Source organism: Spirosoma sp. (genome assembly GCF_048594605.1).
Classification (GTDB): domain Bacteria; phylum Bacteroidota; class Bacteroidia; order Cytophagales; family Spirosomataceae; genus Spirosoma.
Genome location: NZ_JBMDWV010000123.1, coordinates 1 through 11,200, shown reverse-complemented (window position 1 = coordinate 11,200; position 11,200 = coordinate 1). Strand labels below are relative to the sequence as shown.

General features: G+C 46.0%; 12 protein-coding genes. 6 read left to right on the top strand and 6 right to left on the bottom strand.

Translation table 11 applies throughout. From position 1 onward, the window contains the following. The first annotated feature begins 17 nt into the window (after positions 1–17). The 3 genes from ACOJS8_RS07730 to nth all read left to right on the top strand — a co-directional run bounded on the left by ACOJS8_RS07730 (position 18) and on the right by nth (position 1,620). On the top strand, positions 18–617 hold the full coding sequence (locus tag ACOJS8_RS07730) for an RNA polymerase sigma factor (protein WP_420147963.1): 600 nt from the start codon (positions 18–20) through the stop codon (positions 615–617). Beyond that, a complete protein-coding gene (locus ACOJS8_RS07725; RefSeq protein ID WP_191041794.1) occupies positions 592–843 on the top strand; it encodes a hypothetical protein in 252 nt (83 codons plus the stop codon). Before ACOJS8_RS07730 ends, ACOJS8_RS07725 begins: the two co-directional genes overlap by 26 nt. Positions 844–966: 123 nt before the next feature. Next, a complete protein-coding gene (nth, locus tag ACOJS8_RS07720) occupies positions 967–1,620 on the top strand; it encodes an endonuclease III (protein WP_420147962.1) in 654 nt (217 codons plus the stop codon). 32 nt (positions 1,621–1,652) lie between these two features. Here nth and ACOJS8_RS07715 read toward each other — a convergent pair whose 3' ends face one another. Then, entirely contained in the window at positions 1,653–2,072 is a 420-nt protein-coding gene (locus ACOJS8_RS07715) for a nucleoside-diphosphate kinase (protein ID WP_420147961.1), read from the bottom strand. A 151-nt stretch (positions 2,073–2,223) separates the two neighbouring features. On the opposite strand from ACOJS8_RS07715, the gene ACOJS8_RS07710 reads away from it, so the two are divergent. The 3 genes from ACOJS8_RS07710 to rdgB all read left to right on the top strand — a co-directional run bounded on the left by ACOJS8_RS07710 (position 2,224) and on the right by rdgB (position 4,881). Next, entirely contained in the window at positions 2,224–3,240 is a 1,017-nt protein-coding gene (locus tag ACOJS8_RS07710; protein WP_420147960.1) for a DHH family phosphoesterase, read from the top strand. A 63-nt stretch (positions 3,241–3,303) separates the two neighbouring features. Next, positions 3,304–4,230, top strand: a complete 927-nt coding sequence (locus ACOJS8_RS07705) for an FKBP-type peptidyl-prolyl cis-trans isomerase (RefSeq protein ID WP_420147959.1) — start codon at positions 3,304–3,306, stop codon at positions 4,228–4,230. 72 nt (positions 4,231–4,302) lie between these two features. Beyond that, the gene (gene rdgB / locus ACOJS8_RS07700; RefSeq protein ID WP_420147958.1) at positions 4,303–4,881 is read left to right on the top strand and encodes an RdgB/HAM1 family non-canonical purine NTP pyrophosphatase; all 579 of its coding nucleotides are present in this window, start codon (positions 4,303–4,305) and stop codon (positions 4,879–4,881) included. A 97-nt stretch (positions 4,882–4,978) separates the two neighbouring features. Here the strand turns inward: rdgB and ACOJS8_RS07695 are convergent, their stop codons facing one another. The 5 genes from ACOJS8_RS07695 to ACOJS8_RS07675 all read right to left on the bottom strand — a co-directional run. Continuing rightward, positions 4,979–7,099 (bottom strand): peptidylprolyl isomerase, encoded by a 2,121-nt coding sequence (locus ACOJS8_RS07695; RefSeq protein WP_420147957.1) that lies wholly within the window; start codon positions 7,097–7,099, stop codon positions 4,979–4,981. A gap of 289 nt (positions 7,100–7,388) precedes the next feature. Further along, positions 7,389–7,937: a hypothetical protein gene (locus ACOJS8_RS07690; protein WP_420147956.1), complete on the bottom strand. Its 549-nt coding sequence runs from the start codon at positions 7,935–7,937 to the stop codon at positions 7,389–7,391. Positions 7,938–8,036: 99 nt separating this feature from the next. Next, the gene (locus tag ACOJS8_RS07685; RefSeq protein WP_420147955.1) at positions 8,037–8,657 is read right to left on the bottom strand and encodes a thioredoxin family protein; all 621 of its coding nucleotides are present in this window, start codon (positions 8,655–8,657) and stop codon (positions 8,037–8,039) included. Between the two features lie 248 nt (positions 8,658–8,905). Then, positions 8,906–10,189, bottom strand: a complete 1,284-nt coding sequence (locus ACOJS8_RS07680; RefSeq protein ID WP_420147954.1) for a T9SS type A sorting domain-containing protein — start codon at positions 10,187–10,189, stop codon at positions 8,906–8,908. 66 nt (positions 10,190–10,255) lie between these two features. Continuing rightward, a partial coding sequence (locus ACOJS8_RS07675) for an AIR synthase-related protein (protein WP_420147953.1) occupies positions 10,256–11,200 on the bottom strand: 945 nt, incomplete at its 5' end.

The window sequence follows — 11,200 nt, the reverse complement described above, 5'->3', positions numbered from 1 at the left end:
TTTTTTTGTTACTGATATTGGAAAAAGCCCAGGTAATCGACAGTGAGTTGATTTCCCTGTATATCCGTTGTAATGAAAAAGCCTTTGCTAAACTAGTGCAACGGCACAAATCGAAGATTTACACCACTATTTATCTGATTGTAAAAGATCAGTACATAGCGGAAGATTTAATGCAGGACACGTTTATTAAAGCCGTGGATACGCTTAAATCGGGTAAATATAACGAGGAAGGAAAATTCTTACCCTGGATCATCCGAATTGCTCACAACTTGGCGATTGACTATTTCCGAAAAGATAAACGCTACCCCAGTGTGGTGTTTGAAGACGGAAGCAGTGTGTTCAACACGCTTGAGTTTGCGGAGGATTCAGTAGAATCGCTCCAGATTCGACAGGAAACACACGAGCATTTGCGCGAATTGATTCAGCGGTTGCCGGAACAACAGCGTCAGGTGCTCATTATGCGGCACTACGAGGAAATGAGTTTCCAGGAGATTGCCGATGCAACCGGCGTCAGCATCAACACGGCTTTGGGACGTATGCGTTACGCGCTGATCAATCTGCGCAAACAACTGAGCAAACGTTCGCCGAGTTATGATAAAAACATTTACCCAAGATGATGTAGTCCGGTATGTTTATGAGGAAACCTCCCCTGAGGAGAGCTTACTCATTGAAGACGCCTTAATGGCAGAACCGGATTTGATGACGTTCTTCCTTGAAGCTCTAGAATTACGGGCTTTAATGAATAAAATAGAACGTCAGCCAAGGACCAGTACGGTTGAGGCCATTCTAAATTATTCCCAAAATCATCCAGCAAATCCATCTGCTCGATTACAAAAATCGTAGCGAGCAGGTGGACTTATTTGGTAACGTAGCTCAAACTACGTAGCCGAAGATTGAATTGTAGCCGTCGGATACTGCAATTTAGCCTTCGGCTACGTGGTATTCTGGCTATGGCTGATTCTTATTATGCAAAAAAAAGAACGGTTTCGGCGCTTTCTTGACTATTTTACCCAACATTACCCCGAACCGAAAACCGAACTCAATTTCAGTAATCCATACGAATTGTTGGTTGCGGTTATACTTTCGGCACAGTGTACGGATAAGCGTATTAACCAGATTTCACCAGCTCTTTTTGCCCGCTTTCCTGAGGCCGAGTCTTTGGCAGCCGCGTCGGTCGACGAAGTTTTTAACTACATACGTAGTGTTTCTTACCCCAACAATAAAGCGAAGCATCTGGTAGGAATGGCTAAAGCGCTGACGGAGCGGTTTGGAGGGGAAATTCCGGCGACACTTGAGGAGTTACAAACCTTACCGGGGGTAGGACGTAAGACGGCTCACGTTATCCTGTCTGTGGTCTACAATGAGCCGACAATGGCTGTCGATACACATGTTTTTCGTGTATCGCATCGGCTTGGCTTAGCTCCGCTAACGGCCACAACGCCACTAGCTGTTGAAAAAGCGCTGATGCCATACATTCCCAAACAATACGTCCCAAAAGCGCACCATTGGCTTATTTTGCACGGGCGTTACGTATGTCTGGCTCGTTCACCCAAGTGCGAAGAATGTAATCTCCGCGAATTTTGTAAATATTATCAGAACGGGGACCATAATAAGAATTAAACGTTTAAATCTTATTATGGTCCCCGTTCTGACTAGTACTGCTCGGTTACGGAAAAAAAGAAATTGCCTTCAATTTCAGCATTTTCGTCTGAATCAGAGCCATGTATAGCATTGGCTTCCAACGATTTTGCGTACAATTTACGAATTGTTCCCTCCTCAGCCTGGGCGGGGTTGGTAGCGCCAATTAGCTTGCGAAAATCAGCTACTGCATTTTCTTTTTCGAGAATCATCGGCACAATTGCTCCCGACGACATATACGCCCGTAAGTCATTATAAAAGGGCCGCTCACGGTGAACAGCATAGAATTGCCCAGCCCGATCATTGGTCAACTGTGTTTTTTTAATGGCTACAATACGGAAACCAGCTTCCTCAATCTGCTTGATAATTGCGCCTGTATACCCAGATTCTACAGCATCAGGCTTAATCATTGTGAATGTACGATTCGTTACCATCCTTAGTTTACTATCGAAATTAAGTTGTTTTCGTAGGGAGGGCGTAAAGGTAATTACTTTCCAACGGAAATACCATGACTGATTGATAAGCCTACTGGTATCTAAATTATTCGTATTTTTGCGTTTTGATTGTGGCTCAGGCCGTTTGTATATGCAAGACATTGAAGCGATTGGCGCGGTTATTAATCAGCCGCAAACCGTGCTAATTACGACCCATCAAAACCCTGATGCAGACGCGATGGGATCATCGCTGGGATTAGCGGGTTATCTTCGCAAAAAAGGCCACCGGGTGACCGTAGTAACACCAACTGATTACCCGGAAAACCTTCGCTGGCTATCCGGTAATGATGATGTAATCGCGTTCGACGAAAAAGTGCGTGTATCAGTCAATCAACTCATCGATGAAGCTGACGTAATTTTCTGCCTTGATTTCTCGAGCCTCGACCGAATCCGCGAATTAGCGCCAATGGTTAGGCAGTCGCGGGCCAGAAAGGTGCTGATTGATCATCATCTGGAACCTGAGACCTTTGCGGATATGGCACTATGGGATTCAGGAGCTGCCGCTACCGCCGAATTGGTTTTCAGACTTATCCTTCAATTGGGTGATCGAGAGTTGATTGATGTTCCCATTGCAGAATGCCTGTATTCGGGTTTAATGACGGATACGGGTTCGTTCCGACACTCGAATACCACGGGCAATGTTCACCGCATGGCTGCTGATTTAGTCGATCTTAATATTGACGTCAGCACAATTCACCGGCGCATTTTCGACAACGTAACGCTCGATAAATTCAGGCTGCTGGGATACGTACTGAATGAAAAGTTGAAGGTATTACCTCAGTATAAGTTTGCGTACATAACCCTTACCGATGTAGAATTAAAACGTTATCGTTCCAAGGCTGGCGACACGGAAGGGATCGTTAATTATGCGCTAGCCGTAGAAGGGGTTGTGATGGCCGCCATTTTGATCGATCGTATTGATGAAATTAGAATATCCTTTCGCTCGGTTGGCGACTTTTCGGTGCGGGATTTAGCCAGTAAATATTTTAATGGCGGAGGCCATCGAAATGCTGCCGGAGGACGTAGTAAACTTTCATTAGCCGAAACAGAGCAGAAACTCCTGGCAGTAATACCCGAATACCAGCAACAGTTGCTGGAAACCGTTTAAATTTTTGAAGGTTACTCTTATCCCCAACACAAACAGTACTAAATAAATAACTAATAATTTCTCATGTCTCTTAAAAATTTCGGGAAAGCCGCCCTGATCGTCGCTGTAGTAGCGGCTTGCGGTAAAAACCGCGTACAGGTGACGGACAACGGCCTGAAGTACCAAATTCACGAACAATCGGATGGAACCCGCAAAGGAAAAGTTGGCGATATTCTGACACTACATCTGACGTTGCTCAATAGTAAAGATTCTATATTGCGCGATACCCATAAAGAGGGTGCTCCTTTCCAAATGCTCCTACAGGTGCCCCCTTTTAAAGGATCTTATGAAGAAGGTTTGACAATGCTTGGTAAAGGTGATAGCGCTACGTTCTACGTCAGTGCCGACTCGCTGTTTACGCGTGCTATGCAACCTTTCCCTCCTGGCGTTCAGAAAGGAACTGATATTGGAATAGCTGTTAAAATTCTAAACGTTCAGACCGAAGATGAATACAAAAAAACGCAGGCTGCTGATGCCGAAAAACAGAAGAGCGTTGATGAAAAAATCATTGCAGACTATGTAGCAAAGAACGGTTTAACGGGTAAAGTACAAAAAACTGCGTCTGGTGTGAACTACGTAGTAACGCAGCCAGGAACAGGACCGACTCCGCAACCGGGCGATGTTGTACAAGTGCACTACGCAGGTAAGTTGCTAAACGGTAAAGAGTTTGATAACTCACGAACCAACCCGCAGGCAGGCGGCAAACCTGCGCAGTTCCAGATCGGCGTGGGCATGGTTATTCCAGGCTGGGAAGAAGGCGTAATGAAAATGCACAAAGGCGAAAAAGCCACGCTCATTATCCCCTCCACATTGGCTTATGGCCCTCGGGGAAGCCAGGGAGCCATTCCACCTAATTCGGTTTTGCTATTCGATATCGAGTTGATGGACATTCAGAAAGGAAAGCCAGGGGGCCCTGCAATGCCACAAGTTCAGCCTCAACCGGGTCGGTAGTTGCTTCTCTTGTTTTAATTTCTTTTATAAGCCGTTTGCAGTTTCGCCTGTGAACGGCTTTTTTTGTTCCCTATGGAACTCTGCTTTGCTACCAACAATCAGCATAAACTACAGGAAGTATCTGCTCAACTTGGCGATACGTTCATACTCAAAACGTTACGTGACATTGGTTGTCAGGACGAATTACCAGAAACGTCGGGAACTATAGCCGGTAATTCGCGACAGAAGGCCGACTTTGTGTGGACCCATTTCGGCATTTCCTGCTTCGCCGATGATTCGGGTCTGGAAGTTGATGCACTCGATGGCGAACCTGGGGTAGATTCTGCCTTCTATTCAGGCAGTCGGGATGCGGCAAAAAATATCCAGAAATTACTCTTAAATCTGGCGGATAAACCTAACCGTAGTGCACGCTTTGTAACGGTTTTTACCCTTCTGCTACATGGAGTAGAGCACCAGTTCAAAGGCACAATTGAAGGGCAAATCCTTACCGTACCTCGTGGCACTGGCGGTTTCGGCTATGACCCAGTCTTTCTGCCCAATGGTCAGGATCGCACCTTCGCCGAAATGAGTATAGAAGAAAAAACAGCCATGAGCCATCGATCACGGGCTTTAGCGCAAATGGTGGAATATCTGGAAAAGCAAATTCCCTAATTGATACAGATAAACTTGTGTAATTCTCTGGTTTCTCATAAATACGCCCGCGTCTACTGAGTAGACGCGGGCGTTTTTATGAGAAACGGGCAAGCAATTAATAGAACTTAGCCCGACGATCTTCTACTTTAGCGGCATCCTTAATTGCCTCGTTAATGTAGAAGCCTATGCGCGAAGCATTATTCTGCTGAATTTGATTTTTGTACTGCGCATAATCAGCTACAGGCGGAGCAGGAGTTATCGAAGTGGTTTCAACAATTAAGACTCCGTTTTCACCAGCAAATGGCTTCGAACGTTTACCAGGCTTTAATCCAAAGGCTTTACCCAAAGCGATAGGATCAACACCTGCACTTTTAAGATAACCCGTTGCCATATTCACATCATCAGCTGTTTCGACTAAAGCGCCAGCTCCATATTTCTGTGCAATGCTCTCCAGCGAACCGCTTGCACTACCAAGCTTGGTTAGAATCTGCTCTCCTTTTAGTTCATTACGCACTTTAGCCGTTAACTCATTCCGGTAGTCGCTTACTTCTACGTTATCTTTTTCCGTCTTACCTGTTAAAACAGCGATTACGTATTGGTCACCTACTTCAAAGGGCTCTGACACGGAATTAAGCTCGGTCTTATTATCAAACGCCCAGCGAACCACAGCGCGGGCATCTGTCAGGGCGTTGATTTGATTAGCACCTTCAGGGATACGATCGGCAGTAGCTACTACCAGCGACTTATCTTCCTTTACTTTCGCGTCAAATTCTTCTTTTGTCTGCACTTCCGACGCAAACTGATCGGCTCTACGTAATGCTTCGTCGCGGGTAGTTTGGCTTGGAGCAATCGTTTTCCCAATAGCAGCAATCCGATACAATATATCTGTTTTAGGCTGCGTCACTTTAATAATGTGGTAACCGAACTCCGTTTCAACCAGACGCGGAATCAGGCCAGCCGACGTAGCGCCGAACACAGCCGACTCAAAGGGCTTCACCATCTGGCCATTGTTTTTAAAATAGCCTAAGTCGCCACCTACTTGCGCAGATCCATCCTGACTGTTGCTTTGTGCTAAAGCCTCGAAGCTGGCGCCACCCTGAATTTGCTTCAAGATGCCTTCAGCGCGTTGACGGGCAGCTACTTTCGCTGAATCAGCCAGGCCTTTCGTTTGAATCAGAATATGGCTGGCCCGCGCTGTAAAGCTGGTGTCTTTTTTCGATCCACCGTATTTATAAATGAAGTAGGTGTTGCCTTCCCGGAAAGGTCCATAAATACCACCGGGCGAAAAAGTCGGAATAGAAGCCCGAAGCTGCTCAGGCATTTCGCCCGCTGTCATGTAAAGCGGTATGCGAACGTCGCTGTTCTGCTGAGCGAAAACCGAATCATTCGTAGCAGCGCCTAACCCACGCGCCAACGATTTAATTTCGTTATAGAGCGTAGCACTATCTTCTTTAGACGGGGCGACCGAGAATGTTACATACTGAATAGAACGGCTGTCGGAACCTGGATAATCGTCTTTATGCTTATTCAGGTAATCCTGCAGCTGCGAATCCGTCACCTTAACAGTCGTGTCATTAATAGTATAGTAAGGCACAAACAGGAACTTCAAATTGGCTTTCGAATTTTGTGCCTGGTATTCTTTTTGTGCTTCTGCCGTAGTAGCAAACGTTGACAGCGTTATCAATTCCTGATATTTAGACCGTAAACGCTCAGACGCAAGGTTTTTCTCGAAACTTGCCCAGGCGACCTTCTGCTGAACAGGAACATTGGGTCTGTTCAGATCTTTCAGGTATTTAACGATAGAACTTTTATCAAATACCCCTGTTTGCGGGTTGGTAAAAGCCTGACGAACAGCAGGGCTTATATTGTTACCCTGTACCATGTCCACAAGTTCCTCCTGTGAGACTTTCAGGCCTAGTTTATCAAACTCTTTTTGATAAGCAATTTCGAAGAGAAACTGATTCCAGGCTTGCTCCCGAATTTGGGTAAGTTCCTGCTCGCCAGGAGCCCGACCGGTTTGTTGCTCATACTGCGCCCGGAGTTCATCTACTTTAGCATTGAATTCCTGATAATCAATAGACTGACCGGCGATTTCGCCAACTTCCTGTTGATTTCCGCCGAACAGCATACTACGCCCCCCGAGCAAATCCCCACCCACAATGAACAGAATCAGACTAATAGCAATGACCCCTACAGCCAATCCTGAACGTTCTCTGATCTTATTAATGACAGACATTTCGCTTTTAACAGACAATTTAGCCCGCAAAATAACAATTTTTCAGGCTGGAATACAAGGGGTTTATAGACTGAACGCTGGCTTTTTATGAAAAATGGCCGTCGAAATGCTGTATTCTAAATACACGCCTTTCCTATACCGAGAAATGCACTACGTATCAATCCCTGTCTTACTATCGTTTTGAATCTCTGTCAACAAAAATGGGGAAAATTCACCACAACTGCCTATAAACAAAAAGAGCCGATCGACTGAACGATTCGGCTCTTTTAAGGACGGACAAGCCGCCAACTTAATTGTTTCGGTCTAGTTTATCGCCAGCCTTATCGAAGGCATCGCCTATTTCGCGTCCAGCCTGTTTAAAGCCGGATTTTACGTCTTTCCAGGCATCAGCCGTAGCGTTCTTTGCCTTTTCAATATCTTCGCCTAACTCTCTGCGTTCCTCTTCCAGCTTGGCTTTCTGGCGCTCTGTTTCAGCTTTGGCTTTGTCGGTTTGCTTATCTGCTTTCGCTTTAAGCTCATCGATTTTCGCATCTAGTTTATCTTTCTGTACGTTCATTTTAGCAACGGCCTCATCGCGCTCCCGCTTGAAATCAGCAGCTAGCTCATCGCCTTTTGCATCAATTTTTTCGCCAGCTTCGTTCATATCCTCTTTAGCCTCCGCTGTAGCATCTTTCGCATCGGCAGAAATTGCATCGCCCGTTTTTTCCAGAGCGTCTTCCGTACGGGATTCATTTTTATTATCTGAGCCACAAGCCTGTAGTAGGGCCAAAGAGCCTACAATCATCATCGTACCGGCAACATGCTTGATTCGTTTCAGTAATAATAGGGACTTTTTCATAATGGTTTACGTGTAGTTTGATTTCGCAAACTCACTGGCAAATGATGTGCCAAAAAGTAAATTGTTCATCTCTAACTTATTTTTTTGCCTTGTCGTATTCTACTTCCATTTGATTCCGCATCCTATTGGCTTAGTCATGGGCGACTGTACTGGCCGACCCGCTAACAGGTTATTAACAGCTTCATCAACGTAGTGACGTTGCGCACTTGCGCCATCCTGCGGATTATCGTCTATTGTGCCAACATACTCAAGAATAAACTGCCCATTCGTTCGCTTTACTACGTATATCTGCGGGGTTCGGGTGGCCCCAAACGTATGAGCTGTTGATTGAGTATCGTCCATTACGTAAGGATAGGGGTAGTCTTTTTCCTGAGCGCGGGCTTTCATGCTTGCAAAGGAATCCTCTTCGTAAGCATTCGGATCATTGGGCATAATAGCCAGAACTGGGTACCCCTGCGGAGCGAATTTCTGGTCCAATGCTCTAAGTCGATCCTCATACGTTTTGGCAAATGGACAGTGAGTGCTCGTAAAAACTATAATTATTCCCTTCTGCGTACGATAGTCAGCCAGAGACACTATTCTTCCATCTACGTTTTTCAAATGAAAGTCAGTGATTGCATCACCTATATTGTATCCTTTTTGAATTTGTGCCAAAACAGCTGACTGAGCCAGCGCGGAAACCAGTAGTCCAGTTAGCAACCAACTCCTAAGTGTGTTCATATATATCTACTAAGCGTTCTAGCCTTTAGATAACAAACGTAGCAGAAAGATTAATTCTTCTGATGCTGTAAACACTTGAAGGCAATCCAGTTTATTCGCCACTGGCCCGGGTATTCGTCGGCGGGCTTATTTCCAGCAGGTTATTGTCCTGTATTGTTATGCCGATGCCTTATAAATTACTCTCGCCCAAGGCATACGTTAAGCCGACACTATCAAGAGTAGCTTAACCGGAAGTTGTCGCTTCTGGTTTACGGGATTACCACTTTAATCGTTTGTTTTCGGTCGTTTATCAATACTTCTACCCAGTACAAGCCAGGCGCCAGTGGCTGATCGAAAAGAATATCGGCTTCGCCCGGTCGGTACTCGATACGTACAGGAACGATCTGTCCTGTGGGTGCTAACATACGGATGGTAGCATAATCTGCATTCCAGAGACGCAAGTGAATACAATCGGAACTGGCGGGGTTAGGATATACCGATACAATCGGCTCATCCTGTCTGATTATGGCCGATACGGGTTTGAAATTATGTCTGCTACCATCGCGATCAATTTGCGTCAAACGATAATAATTTGTGCCCAGCTGTGGATTCAGATCTGTCAGGCCATAATACTGGCGCTCATCGGTAGTACCTTTCGCTATAACCTCCCCTACTGATACGTATTCGCTCAAATCACGGCTGCGTTCAACGATGAAACGATCCGCGTCGCGTTCCATCGACGTAGCCCAGGCCAGCTGCACACGATCACCTTCGGACCTGGCTGTAAAGGAAAGCAACGTAACGGGTAACGCTCCGCTAATATCTCGAATCAGAAAATCGTCAACCTGGATTTTAGAAATGCCATCATCAAAGCCCAATCTAAAATCGGTCATGTTCTGGCTGGCGGTCAGTGCAGGCTGATTGTCAAAAACTTTTGTATCACCTATCCACAAATCGTACGTATCGACGGGTTGCTGTTCCAAACCACCGGTTGGCGTCACGTAGTGGAGTGTGCTACCCGCTTTATTAAGAATGAATGTAATGGTTTGCCAACCGCTAAATGTTTGAGGAGCGTTAGCCGCATTGCCACCACTGGGTAGGGGGTTAGCCTGAAAATCAGTGCTACTCTGAATATCCAGCGCAAAACGAGCGTAAACGGATGCATTGGTGGGCGGGGTTGGGCTGTTGCTGAACCCAGAACCTACGTAAAACTTCACCGCATTTGCGCCAGGCTTCGAGGTTGATAACACCTGGAACCGAAACTGAATATATAGGGAAGAGGGCGCAGGCGAAAAATCGGTTGTCCGGATCGCATAACCACGTGTCGTATTGTCGACCTGACGATCAAACTCAAGCGCTCCATTGACAATCGCAAAGGGTAATGAGCTCCCTCCACCAATGCTATTGAACTGACTATTGGTTGGTGTTGTGCTAACGTAGGAAGCAGGTGTTCCGCCTGCCGAAAAGTTCTGCTCGAAATAGGTCGTTTGACCAACAGCCTTAGCTACACAAACCAGTATAAGCAGAAAACTATTTATGTAAACTTTTACCATCTAATTGTATCGTTAAAGGTTTATATCCTTTTCGACAGCAATCCGTGGCAGAAGTCATTAAGTCACTTAATAAATAAAATTTCCTACTTCACTATGGATGGTTACTCGTTTTCCAGAGTATGCTTCAACGTGACCAATGATCTGAGCCTGAATCCCGAATGAATTTGCTACGTCGATTACACGTTGTGCTTCGTTTTCGGGCAAATAAATTTCCAGCCGGTGTCCCATATTAAAGACTTTGTACATCTCCTGCCAGCTTGTATTGCTCTCCTGCTGAATGAGTCGGAACAAGGGCGGAATCGGGAACAGGTTATCTTTGATGATATGCAAGTTATCCACAAAATGCAGCACTTTCGTTTGCGCACCTCCCGAGCAATGCACCATCCCGTGAATCTGTGAACGAAGCTCGTCCAGCAAAACTTTCGCGACAGGTGCGTAGGTACGTGTAGGTGAAAGAATCAATTGCCCCACGGTAACATGGTCTGGAACACCTGAGACGTTATCAATTAGTTGCTTACCGCCACTGTAAATGAGTGATTTATTGACAGCAGGGTCGAAACTTTCGGGATATTTATCAGCCAGATAATGAGCTAGTACGTCATGACGGGCCGAAGTCAGGCCATTACTGCCCATGCCTCCATTATACGAAGTTTCGTACGTTGCCTGCCCAAACGACGCCAGCCCCACAATCACATCGCCTGGCTGAATACGATCGTTGCTGATGACCTGATCGCGTCGCATGCGGGCAATCACGGTGCTGTCAACAATAACGGTACGCACCAGATCGCCAACATCCGCTGTTTCGCCACCTGTGCTATAAATTTCGATGCCGTGGTCGCGGAGCAGTTGCAACACCTCTTCGGTACCGTTGATGATTTCGGCAATCACGTCACCTGGAATCAGGTTTTTATTACGCCCAATCGTCGACGATAACAACATTGGGCCCGTTGCGCCCACGCAAATCAAATCGTCGGTATTCATCACAACGGCGTCCTGAGCAATGCCTCGCCA

Bases quoted from the DNA above. Each gene is read 5' to 3' on its own strand.
- ACOJS8_RS07725 (WP_191041794.1), top strand. From the start codon at position 592: ATGATAAAAACATTTACCCAAGATGATGTAGTCCGGTATGTTTATGAG.
- nth (WP_420147962.1), top strand. From the start codon at position 967: ATGCAAAAAAAAGAACGGTTTCGGCGCTTTCTTGACTATTTTACCCAA.
- ACOJS8_RS07715 (WP_420147961.1), bottom strand. From the start codon at position 2,072: ATGGTAACGAATCGTACATTCACAATGATTAAGCCTGATGCTGTAGAA.
- ACOJS8_RS07710 (WP_420147960.1), top strand. From the start codon at position 2,224: ATGCAAGACATTGAAGCGATTGGCGCGGTTATTAATCAGCCGCAAACC.
- ACOJS8_RS07705 (WP_420147959.1), top strand. From the start codon at position 3,304: ATGTCTCTTAAAAATTTCGGGAAAGCCGCCCTGATCGTCGCTGTAGTA.
- rdgB (WP_420147958.1), top strand. From the start codon at position 4,303: ATGGAACTCTGCTTTGCTACCAACAATCAGCATAAACTACAGGAAGTA.
- ACOJS8_RS07695 (WP_420147957.1), bottom strand. From the start codon at position 7,099: ATGTCTGTCATTAATAAGATCAGAGAACGTTCAGGATTGGCTGTAGGG.
- ACOJS8_RS07690 (WP_420147956.1), bottom strand. From the start codon at position 7,937: ATGAAAAAGTCCCTATTATTACTGAAACGAATCAAGCATGTTGCCGGT.
- ACOJS8_RS07685 (WP_420147955.1), bottom strand. From the start codon at position 8,657: ATGAACACACTTAGGAGTTGGTTGCTAACTGGACTACTGGTTTCCGCG.
- ACOJS8_RS07680 (WP_420147954.1), bottom strand. From the start codon at position 10,189: ATGGTAAAAGTTTACATAAATAGTTTTCTGCTTATACTGGTTTGTGTA.